The organism is Croceitalea rosinachiae (assembly GCF_031846445.1).
GTDB classification, from domain to species: Bacteria; Bacteroidota; Bacteroidia; order Flavobacteriales; family Flavobacteriaceae; genus Croceitalea; species Croceitalea rosinachiae.
This window is the reverse complement of the sequence record NZ_JAVRHR010000002.1, coordinates 661,262-675,730: the sequence shown is the minus strand read 5'-3', so window position 1 is coordinate 675,730 and position 14,469 is coordinate 661,262. Positions and strand designations below refer to the sequence as shown.

Sequence of the window (14,469 nt, the reverse complement as noted above, 5' to 3'; positions counted from 1 at the left end):
ATAAAGTTTTCTTAATTGATTGGTTTTGGAATTGTGGATAAGATAAATTCAAGAACCAATAAACAAGCAATCATTATCAATCATCATGGAAACTGCATCACCTTATTATTCCGATCCCAGTTTTACTATATTTAAAGTGCCCCGCTGGAGAGCTTATTTTTACAAATTTTTATCTGTTAATGTTTGGGGAGCAGTTCCAAGTAACCTACAACGAAGTATTTCGGCATGGTATTCCAATTTTTACAATACAAAAGCATCCAAACACATCATCAAACCCTATATCAAACTAAATTATACAGATAAAGACTATCTTGATAAGTTCAAACCCCCGTTTGGAAAATCTTCTTTCGATACCTTTCAAGATTTCTTTACTAGAGAATTTAAAAGTCTACCTATAAGCAAAAGTAACACCGTTTGGCCATGTGAAGGACTTTTGTGTGAAGAAGGAAAAGTAGATAGTATAAAAAATGTGCATGTAAAATATGATATAAAAACTGTTGATACGGTTTTTGGATTGAAAAAAAATAGTATTCCGAAAGATTATACGTTCACCAATGTTTTTTTACACAATAAAAACTATCATAGGATTCACGCACCTATTGATGGAACTATTACAAGAATACAACACGTACCTGGCGATTTGGTTGTTTTACGTCCGTGGATCTACAAACAAAACCCCTCTTTACCAGCTTTTAGAAATGAGCGGTGTAATATTGACATTACGGACACTAAAGGTAAAATATGGTATTTATCAATAGTAGGAGGTCCAGCAGTGGGTACAATAGAATTAGGTAATGATATTTTCGAAGGGGCAAAAGTCAAAAAGTTGAATGAGTTGGCTCTATTTCATTTGGGGTCAACTTGTTGCATGGCTTCACCACTAACACCGAGATTTCACTCCATGAACACTTTTGTCGAAATGGGATCTACTTATTAAAAAAGGCCAGGCTGTTGGTCACCAAGCGTTTTTGGTATTTGCAGATTAGTCTTCAATTTACGATTAAGGTTGTCAATAAAATATGCCGATAATAAAGGAGATTCTAACTCCATATTTTGATGGACAAAAAAATGTATTTTACTTAAACCCAAAGACTTCCAATCTTTTAACTTTTTTACCCAATCTTCTAATCGTGTATAATCAGTAGGATGATTTGCCCCTACATAACGCACAAAAGCCTCGTTTGTGGTCAATCTCATGTGCATAATATCTCTTCTGCCGGCCGTGTCAACTAAAACGTTGGCAATATTGTTTTCTTGTAATAAGTGATATAATTCTTGAGAAACTTTTTCATCATTAAACCAATCTGTATGTCTAAACTCCATAGCTAATGGAAATTCATTCGGCCAATATTCTATAAAACGTACTACCCTATCCCAGTTTTTTGGCCCAAAGTTATTGTGCATTTGTAAAAAAATTGTTCCTAATTTCTCTTTCAACAAAGAAGTTACTTCCAAATAGCGATCTACAACTCCATATACTTTTTCGTTCATTCGGCGTAAATGGCTGACCTCATTATTCATTTTTGGGAAAAACTTAAAATTTGAAGGGGTTTTGTCATACCATTTTTGGTAGGTTTCAGCAGGAAATATTCGATAAAAGGTTGCATTTAACTCTATAGAATTGAATTGTGTTGAATAATACTCCAATTCATCTTTTGTTCCTCTGGGATAGAAATTCTTAAGATCTTGTCGATTCCATTTCGCACAACCAATATGAACCTGTAATGGTTTTGCATCGTTGTTATTTGACAGCAAAACTCCTGTATCCGGATGATCTAAAGGGAAAGTGAAATCTATTAATTCGGGGTTATCGACTTTACCAAACTTCATATGATATTTTTACCATATAAAGATATAAATTTAGATGTTTTACTTGTTAAAAATCATTTTTCACAAAATCTAAATCTTATTTAATTAGATTAAAGTGTAACAATTTGCTTTACCTTAATACCTATAGCTAATTCTAACAAAATTACTTAAAATGAAAACACTAAAAATTAGTATTACTATTTTACTTTTTGCATTTGTAATTCCGCTACAAGCGCAAACAGTTGATGAAATTATTTCCAATTATTTTGAAAATACCGGTGGTATGGATAATTGGAAGAATATAGAAGGAATGAAAATGACAGCCAAGGTAAATCAAGGTGGTATGGAGATTCCCTTAGAAATCTATCAAATGAAAGACGGAAAACAAATGACTGTTATAAACTTTCAGGGAAAGGAACTCAAGCAAGGAGTGTATGATGGCGAAACGCTATGGAGTCATAATTTCATGACGATGAAAGCAGAGAAAAGTGATGCGGAACAGACTGCAAATTTTAAATTGGACACCAATGATTTTCCTGATTCATTTATGGATTATAAAGAAAAAGGGTATACCGCTGAATTGTTAGGAAAAGAAACTATTGATGGGGCAGAAACGTATAAAATCAAATTGATTAAAGAACCTGTTACTGTTGATGGAAATCAAGAAGATGATGTGTCATTTTACTTTTTTGACACAGAAAATTTTGTGCCAATTGCAATTCATCAAGAAATAAAATCAGGGCCGGCTAAAGGGCAAATGTCCGAGACTACAATGAGTGATTACCAAGAAGTCGATGGTCTCTACTTTCCGTTTTCAATGACACAAGGTGTGAAAGATGGTCAATCGCAGCCTATAACTATTGATACTATCGAACTCAACCCAACGATAGATTCGACTTTATTTGCATTCCCTGCAGAAATGGCCGAAGAGAAAAAATAATAGCTATTAACTTATAAGAGAACCTGTTATGAGTCTCTTTTTCTTAAAAAACTATAAATCATGCGAAAACTATTTCTTGTAAGTCTAGCATTAGGGCTTTGTGCAATAGGCACAGGGTATTCCCAAAGTTTAGAATCCATAGATGGAAAAGCGCTATTTGGTGACATAAGTGCGAGACATATTGGTCCTGCCTTGATGAGTGGTCGAATCAATGATATGGAAATCCACCCGACCAATAGTAGAATTATTTATGCAGGCACGGCTGGCGGAGGCGTATGGAAATCGAACGATTCAGGTACAAGTTTTAACCCAATTTTTGATGACTATTGCCAATCAATCGGAGCGGTTGCTTTAGATCCCAATGACCCAGATAAGACAATTTATGTAGGTACAGGGGAAACATGGACACGTAATAGTGTATCCGTTGGGGATGGTTTGTACAAGTCTGTTGACGGTGGGGCTAACTGGATAAAACTTGGTTTTGAAAATTCAGAACGAATTGCAAATATCATTATAAACCCTAATAACTCAAATGAAGTTTATATTGCAGTTTTAGGTGCACTTTGGGGAGATAATGAAGAGCGAGGCGTCTATAAATCAAACGATGCCGGTATAACTTGGGAAAAGCTACTTTATGTTGACCAAAAAACCGGTTGTGCCGATTTGGCAATAGATCCAAAAAATTCTAATATTTTATATGCTTCAATGTGGGAATTTAGGAGAACGGCTTGGTCTTTTGAATCTGGCGGTGCAAATAGCGCACTTTACAAATCAACAGATGCTGGTAAAACCTGGAACAAGATTCATAATGGTTTTCCAGAAGGAAAACTTGGCCGTCTGGCAATAGCTGTGGCACCTTCCAATCCAAAAGTACTTTATACGGTTATAGAGGCGGAAAAAAATGAAAGGAAGGGATTGTATCGTAGTAATGATGCAGGTGCTTCTTGGGAGCAATTGAATAATGACTTTGGTATTACAGTAAGACCATTTTACTTTTCAAGAATTGTAGTTGATCCAAAGAATGAAGATGTCGTTGTCAAAGCTGGTTTAAGCGGTTCTATTTCAAGAGATGGTGGGAAAACCTTTAAAAATCTTGGTAATATGCACTCAGACATTCATGATATTGTTTTTAGTATTAAAGATTCTGATGTGATGTATGTCGGCACTGATGGCGGAGTATACCGTAGCTGGGATGGTGGTACTAATATGGAAATCGTTGAAAATCTACCACTATCACAATTTTATCAAATTAGTGTAGATGATGCTGAACCTTATAATGTATATGGTGGACTACAAGACAATGGTTCTTGGTGGGGTCCTTCATCTTCTCCTGGTGGGGTAGAAGCAAGAGACTGGAATTCGGTTGGTTACGGTGATGGGTTTCGTGTTCTAAAGCATCCTACAAAAAATATCATTTACTCCGAAATGCAAGGAGCAGATAACGTCTGGCGTACTGATGTGGATAGAAATTTAACAAAAACAATTCAGCCTTTACAAGTATCTGAAGATCAGAAACTGCGTTGGAATTGGAATGCACCAATGGCAGTCAGTATACATCAACCGGATCGTTTTTATATGGGAAGCCAATATGTGCATAAATCAGAAGATATGGGTGATAGTTGGACAATTATTTCACCAGATTTAACTACTAATAACCGAACCAAGCAAAATCAAGAAGATTCAGGTGGTTTATCAAAAGACAACTCTGGCGCAGAAAACCATACAACTATTTTTACCATTGCAGAATCTCCTTTAGATGAAAAAGTAATCTGGGTGGGTACGGATGATGGAAATGTGCAGGTCACCCAAGATGGTGGAAAAACATGGACAAATACTATAGAAAATGTATCGGGATTACCTGCGAACACTTGGTGTTATCATATTGAGGCCAGCACTTTTAATAAAGGAACCGCCTATGCTGTTTTTGATGGACACACTATGAATGATAAAAATCCATATGCCTATAAAACAACAGATTTTGGCGAAACTTGGACCAATATAATTTCTGATGATGTAGTCGGTTTTGTAAGAAATATACAAGAGGACTATGTGAATCCTGATTTATTGTTTTTAGGAACCGAGTTTGGTTTATATATTACTATGGATGGTGGAAAAAACTGGAAGAAATTCATGAATAATATGCCTTCAGTGGCGATACACTTTATTGATTTGCAAAAAAGAACAAGTGATTTGGTTATGGGTACACATGGCAGAGGGGTCATTATAATAGATGATATATCTCCTTTACGGGATATCAATAATGACATTTTAGCCAAAAATGTACATTTCTTTGAAACTCCAGAAACTGTTATTGATGAAACGAGCGTATTTTCAGGAAATTTTGGTAGCGAAACACAGTTCGTAGGATCTAATAAAACGAAAGATGTTCAAATTAAGTACTACTTAAAAAAACGACATACTTTCGGTAAAATGACAATGGAAATTCAAGATATGGAAGGCAATCTTATTGCCGAATTAGGTCCGGGTAAATCAAAAGGCATTAATATAGTTAACTGGAATTATACGCGTAAACAACCAAAAGTCGCAAAAGGAAAAACCTTTACTTTTGGTGGGTTTACATCGCCACAAGTGCCAGCAGGAACCTATAAAGTAGTCCTTAAAAAGGGCAAAGAAACCTTTGAACATAGTTTTAATTTAGTTTACGATGAAAAATCTCCATTGACATCAGGTGATAGGGAATTGAAGAATAGCACCACTATGCAGCTCTATGATATGACTCAAGAGTTAGCCTATTTGGTATATGAAGTAGATGAAATCTTAACCAATGCTGAAGCAAATGGTGATTCAAAAACTGTTTCTAAATTAACAACATTAAAAGAAACTTTGGTCATTACTACTGGGGACAATTATGTTGGTTCTGCCGAACCGCAACTACGTGAAAAAATGACAGACCTTTATAGCAAGTTGGCGTCCAGTTACGATAGGCCTTCCAATGCCGAATTGGAAAATTTAAAAGTAATTGTGTCTAGATTTACAAAAGCAAAAGAAGATTTTCTAAAGCTGAAAACTAAATATTTTAAAAAGCAACCACTTGAACTAAAGTCTTTTGAGACTTTTTTAGAAAGTAAATAATATCCATCAAAAATCATTAAAACCATCACATTTATTTAGGTAAATTGTGGTGGTCTTATTGTTTATAAACCGTTAACAACTCGTATTCGCTGACTTTATTAACAGTATATACATGCCGTAACTTTATATAAACGATCTTTATTATGAATGATAGGTCAGATAGTCTATTGAAGGTACGTCCTGAAATCAAGACTACCCAACTGAATGCCATGATGGGTAATGATGAGCGATTTCAAAATGAAACTTTACGTCCAATTATTAAATTTCAAAACCTTTTATTAGTTGAAGTCTTCAAAAATTACATAAAAAAGCATAAAAACGCTTTTTATGAATTTTCTTTGGAGAAAAGGTTGGAATATATTGAAAAGTCTATTCAAAAAGATATCAAGTTCAGAAATTCTTTAAAAGGAATGATTATTGGTCAATTTACCGTTGAAGAATATGCTCTTTACATTCAAAACTCATCAGCACTAAATAAGCGTATGATGAATATGGTTATTGAGCGCTTAAAAGACCAAATGCAATTATTGGAGAACGAAGCCTTAGCCTATTAAAGATTCTCCGTTTAGATTTGTTGTCAATATAGAGCTCATTAGATCAAAATAAGGTCGTATTGCCTTGAACGAATTGTCAACCTGGTTTAGAAAGTCTTTTGAAAGAACTTCTTTGTCAGAAAAGTTTCTGACGAAAATAAATTGCTTTTGACGTATCAGATCAATTTCTTGGTGTTCTTTATCAAATCCTTTAGGAGCTGTTTTTACTGCATCACCCTGTAATTCTCCCCATGTCTTTTTAAAATCGGTATTCGAGATAATCTTGCGAAAGTTAGAAGCATCCACTTCCAATTCTTTTCTAATTCTATGCAAATCTTCTTTATTGGGATCCCAAAAGCCAGTAGCAATAAAAGTCTCACTAGGTTTTAATCTAAGGTAATACCCACCTCTACGCTCTGCTCCCGCTCTAGAGAAAGAACCTGCAAAATGCGATTTATATGGTGTTTTATCTTTTGAGAAACGAACATCACGATAAATTCTAAACATTTTCAATTTCTCAATTTGGTCATGCTTATTTAGATGCTCCATTACACTGCCATAAAAAGATTTCACATCTGTTTCGTGTAATTTATATTTATCTTTGTGTTCTGCAAACCACTCCCGGTTGTTATTCGTTTCTAGTTTTTTTAAAAAATCAAACGCTTCCTTTTTCACCGTTGTATTAACCATATTCCGAATAAGTCATATTTTATGCTAAAGTTAACCATTTTGATTATTGCTGTTTTTTTATAAAAGCTAAATTTGATGTGTTTATCACAAATATTTTCTAAATGAATAAGCAAATTATCATAGAACAGCTTAAAAAGCACAAAAAACAACCCTATTTAGACTATAGACTAAAAAGGAATACAGAAAAATTTACTGATATGCTGTTTTATACCCTCTTTGATATTAATACGGATGTAGAGGTGCACCTTGCCCAACTAGAAACACAATTTGATGGTTTAGTTGATTTGGCCTGTTGGGAAATCGAAAAGCCTTGCAAAAAAGTATGGCAAAATTATATTGCAGAACTTCCTTTAATTCTTGAAAAATTAAACTTGGATGCTGAAGCTATTCTAAATTGCGATCCTGCCTCTTTATCCGTTCAAGAAGTATATATGGCGTATCCTGGGTTTTATGCGATTGCAATTTACCGACTAGCAAACGTTTTGTATAAGGAGGGTTTTCCATTAGTACCGCGATTAATGACCGAATATGCGCACCGACAAACAGGTGTTGATATTAACCCTGGAGCGACAATAGGGGCTTCATTTTTTATTGATCATGCTACAGGGGTGGTTATTGGAGAAACTGCAGTAATTAAAGACCATGTAAAATTGTACCAAGGTGTTACTTTGGGGGCTTTATTTGTAAATAAATCACTTCAAAAAACTAAGAGACACCCAACTATTGAATCGAATGTGACCATTTATGCAAATGCTACCATTCTTGGAGGAGAAACAGTTATTGGTGAAAATACTGTAATTGGTGGTAATGCTTGGTTAACAACCTCTGTACCTGCAAATTCTAAAGTATATCATACCCCTGAAATACAAATAAAAACCCCATCTAATGTCTAATTCTCTTTTAGATTTAATAGGAAATACCCCTTTGGTGGAATCAAAAGTCCTCAACACCAATCCAAATGTAAAACTCTATTTTAAGTTAGAAGGGCATAATCCGGGTGGTAGTGTTAAAGATCGTCCAGCCTATAATATGATTAAAAATGGGCTGGAGCGCGGCGATTTTTCTAAAGATTCTAAGCTTATTGAAGCAACTAGCGGAAATACGGGTATTGGATTGGCTATGGTTGCAGGAGTTTATGGTTTGGATATCGAACTCGTAATGCCTGAAAATTCTACTGTAGAAAGAATACAAACAATGCGGGCATATGGTGCTAAAGTTACCTTAACATCATCAGATATAGGAATTGAAGGTGCACGAGATTATGCGGAAAGTAAAGTTGCTAATGATAGTTACATTATGGTCAATCAATTTGGGAACGATGACAATTGGAAAGCTCATTATACTACAACAGGGCCTGAGGTTTGGAAGGATACTAATGGTAAAATCACTCATTTTGTTTCTAGTATGGGCACTACAGGAACAATAACTGGAACTTCGACTTATTTAAAAGAACAAAACTCAGAAGTAAAAATTATTGGGGTACAACCAGAAGAGGGTGCACGTATTCCCGGTATTAGAAAATGGTCCCCAGAATATGTTCCAGAAATTTATAATCCCAAAAAAGTAGACGATATTCTATACGTCAACGAAAAAGATGCTATTGTCATGGCAAAAAAGTTGGCTATGGAAGAAGGGATATTTTCTGGTATGAGCAGTGGTGGTGCAGCCACAATTGCATTGAGGTTAGCTTCTCAACTAGAGAGCGGAGTTATTGTTTCTATTATTTGTGATCGTGGCGACCGGTATTTATCATCCAATCTATTTGATTGATAAAGCATTACCTATATTTTTTTGATATGTGCTAAACTGCACCAAATCATTGTGACCACCTCCTTCAATAGTGATAAACTCTTTAGGTTCATTGGCAGCGCGATAAAGACTTGCCCCAGACTCATAAGGAACAATTGCGTCTTCAGTGCCATGAAAAATGGTGATAGGACAATTCACTTTTTGAATATATCTATTGGATTCAAATTGATACTTCAAAAGTAATTTTAATGGTAAGAATGAAAATCGAGTTTTGGCCACATCATACAAATTGTAAAAAGGGGTTTCTAAAACCAATTTTGAAGGTTTGGTTTTTGAAGCCAGTTGCGTAGCAATGGCAGCCCCTAATGAACGCCCATAAATAGTTATTTCTTTTTCACGATAATTTTCAAGGGCATAGTTATAAAATAATTGCGCATCACTAAACAAATGTTTCTCACTAAGCTTACCAGTGCTCTTGCCATATGTGCGATAATCCATAATTATCACTGCATAACTTTTTTTCACAAAATAGGTCGCTATTTCTCCCCATCGCGATAAGTCCCCAGCATTACCATGAAAGTAAAGAATCACCCCTTTCGGGTCTTCTATTTTAAAATGCAATCCGTTTAAAGTTGCGCCGTCTGGGGTATTCAAAAAGAACTCCTCGAAAGATTCTGAGAATTGATAAACATGGTTTTGGGGCAACTTTGTGGGGAGGAAAATAAATTTTTCTTGTAAAAAATATAGCATAGTACAAATTAGAAGAAATATAGCAATGAGTATGAGACCAACTCTTTTAAACTTTCGCATTAGATGGTTTAGAGCTATGTTTAACATGAATGCTAGAACCTTCTAAATTCACTTTCTCCGGTTTTGAATTTACTATTTCTGAGAGCATTTTATGATAAGCTTCAAAAGTGTTTAGATTTTTATGTCCACCGCCAATCACAGTATGGAGCGTTGTAGTTTTTGGATTAATGCGAGATAGTTTCACACTGGTCTTATAAGGTATTAAACGATCATCTGTTCCATGTATGATATGAATCGGACAATTCACATATTTTAACCATTTGTAAGTAGGCATTGGGAATTTGATTAACAACGATAAGGGCATAAAAGGAATATATTTTTTCGCTACTTTACTCAGACTATAATACGGAGCGTCTAAAATCAACATTCTAGGATTGTTCATTGAAGCTAACTTCGTTGCAAAGCCAGAACCCAAAGATCTTCCATAAAGTATTATATATTTCTCAGAAACCTTCTCTTTTATCTTGTTGTAAATAACCTGCATATCGCGCTTTACCGCTTTTTGTGTTCTACGACCAGTACTTTTACCAAAACCGCGATAGTCTACCATAATAACGTCATAACCATGTCGGGTAAAATCAACGGCAAACTTTCCCCACCCTTTAATACTTTTTGAGTTTCCTTTTAGATAAAAAACCACACCTTTTGGTTTTTGGGCTTTAAAACGTAGGCCATTGATGATGGCCCCATCCCTAGTTTCTATATTGTATTCTTCAGTTTCTTGATTTTCATAGTAAAATTGAAAATCCTTTGAAAGTTTTTCTGGCTTAAAAAGAAAATAGTCTTGGAGTAAATAAAGTAATAAGCTTATTACCAAATAAACACTTGCTATTACAATAAGAATATAAAGCCAATATGGCATGTCTACTATTTCTTTGAAAATACAAAAAATATTAAGAATCACATTTAACACTAAAAAATTACCTTTTACTGTAACTTCCTAGTTATTCCGTAGTCATATTGATGTTATCAATCAACTAAAAGATGCCAACAACCATTCAAAATCAATCAGCTTTTCAAAGAATCGAAGTCATTGATGCCCTTCGTGGTTTTTCATTAGCTGGAATTGTATTCTGCCACATGCTCGAAAATTTTGTTGCCTCTCCAATACCTATGACGGCTATTGAAGCTATGAATCCCTCTATCATTGACCAAATAGCCGACGGTTTTGTTAGTTTTCTTTTTAGGGGGAAATTCTTTGCACTATTCTCTTTCCTTTTTGGACTGAGCTTTTTTATTCAAATGGACAATGGAAGTAAAAGAGGTACTAGTTTTGGTGGTCGTTTTTTTTGGCGTTTAGTCATATTATTTGCGATTGGATTCCTGCATAGTATGTTCTACCGCGGCGATATTTTGACGCTATATGCATTTTTAGGAGTTTTCTTGATTCCCTTTTATAAAGTGAATAATAAATGGCTTCTTGGTATAGCTGCTTTATTGTTCTTAGGTATTGGTCGCTATGTGGTGTTCTATTTCACCAATGGAGAGGGCTTGTTCACAAAAGAAGAATTAAGCCCAGATAGTCCTATGATAGCGGCTTATTTCGAATTACTACAAAATGGTTCAATTATTGAAGTTTTTAAATCAAACGCCATAGAAGGTAATATCAATAAATCGGAGTTTCAGTTTGGAGTATTTTCTAGAGGGTATTTAACCTTCGGCTTTTTCTTGTTAGGTCTCTTTATCGGTAGAATTGAATTTTTCAAAAACTATTTGACAAAAAAAAAGCTCATTAAACGTCTATGGGTTGGGGCTTTGATACTTTTAGGTATTTCTATAGTCTCTATGGCAGGAATTTTTTCATCTATGGGACCTGATGTTCAATTTAATTCTTGGACTTCAATGTTTGGTCTTACTTTTTTTGATTTAATGAATGTTGCTATGACTATATTAATTGTGGCTATTTTTATCATTCTGTACAAGAAAAATAAGCCGAAAAAGTTTTTAGAAAAGTTTATTCCTTATGGTAAAATGGCATTGACCAATTATGTTTTTCAAAGCATTGTAGGAACTTTTATTTTTTTTGGATGGGGTCTAGGCTACTTAGCCAAAATACCCAATAGTTATGTATTCTTAATGGCAATAGTCATTATTACCATACAGATGTGGCTCAGCAAAATATGGCAAAAATATTTCTACTACGGACCCTTAGAATGGATTTGGAGAAGTCTGACATTTTTTAAATTAATGCCTATGAAACGAAAAATTTAATTTATAGGCCGCTAATGTAACTACCATACATATCTTTAAAACGTATCCCATCTGACATACGGTATTTGCTCAATTTTTTATGGGCAACTAGCCCCCATAAAGCTAGTTCCTTAATAAAGTAACTGTCATTTTTATTTAAATTGGGATGATGCTCCTTCAACAATTGATTTAAAGGAGAGATCGAGTCTAATTTTGATCTATAAGTTTTGTCGTCATCTTCATCTAGAAGCTCCAGCGCCTCTTGATCAAAAAACCAAGAAATTAGTTCATCATATGGGGTTTCTGCATCTTTGTGCTCTAGCTTATTGATTTTAGGAAATAGGTTTGGAAAAAGCGTTTTGATAGCATCATCAATTAAGTTCTCTGCTACAAAGGCAGCTCCCTCCTGCTCGCCTTCATATACCAATTCTATTTTACCTGTGATAGCAGGCACCACGCCCATAAAATCACTTAAACGAATGATTGTGTTGCTTTCCCCCGACTTTAAAATTCTCCGTTCTGCAGTGCTTAAGAGGTTTTCAAAGGCAGTGATACTCATACGGGCACTAACACCACTTTTGGCATCTACATATTCACTGTCCCTGGCCTCAAAACTAATCTGTTCTAGCAAATCCATAGCCAATTCTGGCACATGTACCAAATCAGATTGTCTTTCATCTAAATTTGCCTCTTGCTTGGTAATGCGCTTTGCAGTAGAGATATCTTCCGGGTAATGCGTTAAGATTTGAGAACCAATCCTATCTTTTAAAGGTGTCACAATACTGCCTCTATTGGTATAATCTTCTGGATTGGCAGTAAAAATGAACTGCAAGTCTAAAGGTAAACGGAGTTTAAAGCCTCTAATTTGAATATCGCCCTCTTGTAGTATATTAAATAAGGATACTTGGATACGTGCTTGTAAATCAGGTAATTCATTGATTACAAAAATACATCGGTTAGCTCTGGGTATCATCCCAAAATGAATCACACGGTCGTCGGCATAGCTTAATTTTAAGTTTGCCGCTTTTATAGGATCTACATCGCCAATCAAATCAGCAACTGTGACATCTGGAGTAGCCAATTTTTCATAAAAACGTTCATTTCTATGTAGCCATGAAATAGGGGTGTCATCCCCTTTTTCTTTTATCAGTTCAATAGCAAAACGTGACATGGGCAGCAGTGGATCATCATGAATTTCTGAACCTTCGACTAAGGGTATATATTCATCCAACAAGTTTACCATTAATCTAGCCAAACGTGTTTTTGCCTGACCTCGTAAACCTAATAGGTTAATATTATGTCTTGAAAGTATCGCTCGTTCCAATTCGGGGATGACCGAATTTTCATACCCCCAAACCCCTTCAAAAACATTCTCGTGGTTCTTAATTTTTTCAATGAGGTTATTTCGCAACTCATCTTTGATACTTTTAGATTGGTATCCTGATTTTTTGAGCTGTCCAAGTGTTTTTATAGCATTTATGTTCATTCTTACTTTATTCTTTTCCTGCGGTTATTTTCATAATCTTCAAAAATCATCTCGCCCAAACCTTTTAAGCCCGTATAAAATGCTTTTCCTTTATTCGCTTGTGTAAATTCTCTTATAAACTGCATCAAATAGGGGTCTTGTGCAATCATAAACGTAGTTATCGGAATATGTAATTTCCTAGCCTGAGATGCCATAGCATAGCACTTTTCAACAATATAATCATCCAATCCCACACTGTTCTTGTAATACGTGCCGTCAGGCATTCTTAAACAACTCGGTTTGCCATCGGTAATCATAAATATTTGTTTGTTCGTATTCCGCTTTCTACGTAACATATCCATTGCCAATTGTAAACCTGCAACAGTATTGGTATGATAGGGCCCAACTTTTAAATAAGGTAAATCTTTAATAGGTATCGGCCAGGCATCATTACCAAAAACTAAAATATCTAAAGTGTCTTTTGGGTATCTTGTGGTAATTAACTCTGCCAAGGCCATGGCAACTTTTTTTGCAGGAGTAATTCGGTCTTCGCCATATAAGATCATGCTGTGACTTATATCAATCATGAGCACCGTACTCATTTGCGCTTTGTACTGGGTATCTTCAACTACTAAATCACCTTCATCCAGCATAAAATTTCCAATACCATGGTTGATTTGAGCATTTTTAAGACTTTCTGTCATTGAAATACAATCTAAACCATCGCCGTACCGATATTCCCTAAACTCGCCGGTATGTTCGTCTCCCCTACCTGATTTACCAGTTTTATGATTACCAGAGCCACTGCGCTTTATTTTGCCGAAAATTTGGTCGAGTGCCCGTTGGCGAATCATTCTTTCTAACTTGGCAGTTATTGAAATGGTGCCTTTACCACTTCCTCCATCACCTTCCTCACCTTCCTCTCCCATTTGACCGCCTCCATCTTCAAATTCTTCACGTATATATCCCTTGGCTTTTAAATCTTCTATAAAATCATCAATGGTATAATCGTCTGTTGTGAGTTCATATTCTTTATCCAATTCACGCAGCCAGTCAATTGCCTCGTCAAAATCACCAGATGTATGCGTGATAAGTTCTTGAAAAATCTCAAAAAGTTTTTCAAAGGGAGATAAATTAGGCGCTTCGTAGGATGTAAAACGAAATCCTTTTCTCAAATTCATAGCCATCAT

13 protein-coding genes are annotated in these 14,469 nt (G+C 35.2%); 7 read left to right on the top strand and 6 right to left on the bottom strand.

Features of this window, described 5'->3' with window-relative positions:
- Nucleotides 1-85: 85 nt before the first annotated feature.
- Complete coding sequence (locus RM706_RS10835) at nucleotides 86-937, top strand: phosphatidylserine decarboxylase (protein ID WP_311351327.1); 852 nt, start codon at nucleotides 86-88, stop codon at nucleotides 935-937.
- Here RM706_RS10835 and RM706_RS10830 read toward each other — a convergent pair.
- On the bottom strand, nucleotides 934-1,830 hold the full coding sequence (locus tag RM706_RS10830) for a DUF72 domain-containing protein (RefSeq protein ID WP_311351325.1): 897 nt from the start codon (nucleotides 1,828-1,830) through the stop codon (nucleotides 934-936). The genes RM706_RS10835 and RM706_RS10830 overlap by 4 nt on opposite strands.
- 151 nt (nucleotides 1,831-1,981) lie before the next feature.
- Between RM706_RS10830 and RM706_RS10825 the strand changes: the two genes are divergently transcribed.
- The 3 genes from RM706_RS10825 to RM706_RS10815 all read left to right on the top strand — a co-directional run bounded on the left by RM706_RS10825 (nucleotide 1,982) and on the right by RM706_RS10815 (nucleotide 6,396).
- On the top strand, nucleotides 1,982-2,749 hold the full coding sequence (locus RM706_RS10825; RefSeq protein WP_311351323.1) for an outer membrane lipoprotein-sorting protein: 768 nt from the start codon (nucleotides 1,982-1,984) through the stop codon (nucleotides 2,747-2,749).
- A gap of 60 nt (nucleotides 2,750-2,809) precedes the next feature.
- The gene (locus RM706_RS10820) at nucleotides 2,810-5,842 is read left to right on the top strand and encodes a WD40/YVTN/BNR-like repeat-containing protein (RefSeq protein ID WP_311351321.1); all 3,033 of its coding nucleotides are present in this window, start codon (nucleotides 2,810-2,812) and stop codon (nucleotides 5,840-5,842) included.
- 143 nt (nucleotides 5,843-5,985) lie between these two features.
- Nucleotides 5,986-6,396 carry a glyoxalase gene (locus tag RM706_RS10815; RefSeq protein WP_311351319.1) on the top strand — a complete coding sequence of 137 codons (411 nt, stop codon included), beginning with the start codon at nucleotides 5,986-5,988 and terminating at the stop codon, nucleotides 6,394-6,396.
- On the opposite strand, the gene RM706_RS10810 is transcribed toward RM706_RS10815, so the two are convergent.
- Nucleotides 6,385-7,065, bottom strand: a complete 681-nt coding sequence (locus tag RM706_RS10810; RefSeq protein ID WP_311351317.1) for a DUF2461 domain-containing protein — start codon at nucleotides 7,063-7,065, stop codon at nucleotides 6,385-6,387. The genes RM706_RS10815 and RM706_RS10810 overlap by 12 nt on opposite strands.
- A gap of 101 nt (nucleotides 7,066-7,166) precedes the next feature.
- Here RM706_RS10810 and epsC point away from each other — a divergent pair, with 101 nt between their 5' ends.
- Together epsC and cysM are read left to right on the top strand one after the other, a co-directional pair.
- Nucleotides 7,167-7,958, top strand: coding sequence for a serine O-acetyltransferase EpsC (epsC, locus tag RM706_RS10805; protein ID WP_311351315.1), 792 nt, complete (start codon nucleotides 7,167-7,169; stop codon nucleotides 7,956-7,958).
- On the top strand, nucleotides 7,951-8,835 hold the full coding sequence (cysM, locus tag RM706_RS10800) for a cysteine synthase CysM (protein ID WP_311351313.1): 885 nt from the start codon (nucleotides 7,951-7,953) through the stop codon (nucleotides 8,833-8,835). The genes epsC and cysM overlap by 8 nt, the downstream gene beginning before the upstream one ends.
- Here the strand turns inward: cysM and RM706_RS10795 are convergent.
- Complete coding sequence (locus RM706_RS10795; protein WP_311351311.1) at nucleotides 8,824-9,564, bottom strand: alpha/beta hydrolase; 741 nt, start codon at nucleotides 9,562-9,564, stop codon at nucleotides 8,824-8,826. The genes cysM and RM706_RS10795 overlap by 12 nt on opposite strands.
- Before the next feature lie 46 nt (nucleotides 9,565-9,610).
- A complete protein-coding gene (locus RM706_RS10790) occupies nucleotides 9,611-10,486 on the bottom strand; it encodes an alpha/beta hydrolase (protein ID WP_311351309.1) in 876 nt (291 codons plus the stop codon).
- Between the two features lie 122 nt (nucleotides 10,487-10,608).
- Here RM706_RS10790 and RM706_RS10785 point away from each other — a divergent pair, with 122 nt between their 5' ends.
- Complete coding sequence (locus RM706_RS10785) at nucleotides 10,609-11,835, top strand: DUF418 domain-containing protein (protein ID WP_311351307.1); 1,227 nt, start codon at nucleotides 10,609-10,611, stop codon at nucleotides 11,833-11,835.
- A gap of 1 nt (nucleotide 11,836) precedes the next feature.
- Here RM706_RS10785 and RM706_RS10780 read toward each other — a convergent pair whose 3' ends face one another.
- Both RM706_RS10780 and RM706_RS10775 read right to left on the bottom strand, forming a co-directional pair.
- A complete protein-coding gene (locus RM706_RS10780) occupies nucleotides 11,837-13,300 on the bottom strand; it encodes an AAA family ATPase (protein ID WP_311351305.1) in 1,464 nt (487 codons plus the stop codon).
- Between the two features lie 2 nt (nucleotides 13,301-13,302).
- The gene (locus RM706_RS10775) at nucleotides 13,303-14,466 is read right to left on the bottom strand and encodes a vWA domain-containing protein (protein WP_311351304.1); all 1,164 of its coding nucleotides are present in this window, start codon (nucleotides 14,464-14,466) and stop codon (nucleotides 13,303-13,305) included.
- Between the last annotated feature and the right edge of the window lie 3 nt (nucleotides 14,467-14,469).

Excerpts from the sequence above, each read along its gene's own strand:
- RM706_RS10785 (WP_311351307.1), top strand. The coding sequence starts at position 10,609 with ATGCCAACAACCATTCAAAATCAATCAGCTTTTCAAAGAATCGAAGTC.
- RM706_RS10825 (WP_311351323.1), top strand. The coding sequence starts at position 1,982 with ATGAAAACACTAAAAATTAGTATTACTATTTTACTTTTTGCATTTGTA.
- epsC (WP_311351315.1), top strand. The coding sequence starts at position 7,167 with ATGAATAAGCAAATTATCATAGAACAGCTTAAAAAGCACAAAAAACAA.
- RM706_RS10820 (WP_311351321.1), top strand. The coding sequence starts at position 2,810 with ATGCGAAAACTATTTCTTGTAAGTCTAGCATTAGGGCTTTGTGCAATA.
- RM706_RS10815 (WP_311351319.1), top strand. The coding sequence starts at position 5,986 with ATGAATGATAGGTCAGATAGTCTATTGAAGGTACGTCCTGAAATCAAG.
- RM706_RS10810 (WP_311351317.1), bottom strand. The coding sequence starts at position 7,065 with ATGGTTAATACAACGGTGAAAAAGGAAGCGTTTGATTTTTTAAAAAAA.
- RM706_RS10780 (WP_311351305.1), bottom strand. The coding sequence starts at position 13,300 with ATGAACATAAATGCTATAAAAACACTTGGACAGCTCAAAAAATCAGGA.
- RM706_RS10830 (WP_311351325.1), bottom strand. The coding sequence starts at position 1,830 with ATGAAGTTTGGTAAAGTCGATAACCCCGAATTAATAGATTTCACTTTC.
- cysM (WP_311351313.1), top strand. The coding sequence starts at position 7,951 with ATGTCTAATTCTCTTTTAGATTTAATAGGAAATACCCCTTTGGTGGAA.
- RM706_RS10775 (WP_311351304.1), bottom strand. The coding sequence starts at position 14,466 with ATGGCTATGAATTTGAGAAAAGGATTTCGTTTTACATCCTACGAAGCG.
- RM706_RS10795 (WP_311351311.1), bottom strand. The coding sequence starts at position 9,564 with ATGCTATATTTTTTACAAGAAAAATTTATTTTCCTCCCCACAAAGTTG.
- RM706_RS10835 (WP_311351327.1), top strand. The coding sequence starts at position 86 with ATGGAAACTGCATCACCTTATTATTCCGATCCCAGTTTTACTATATTT.
- RM706_RS10790 (WP_311351309.1), bottom strand. The coding sequence starts at position 10,486 with ATGCCATATTGGCTTTATATTCTTATTGTAATAGCAAGTGTTTATTTG.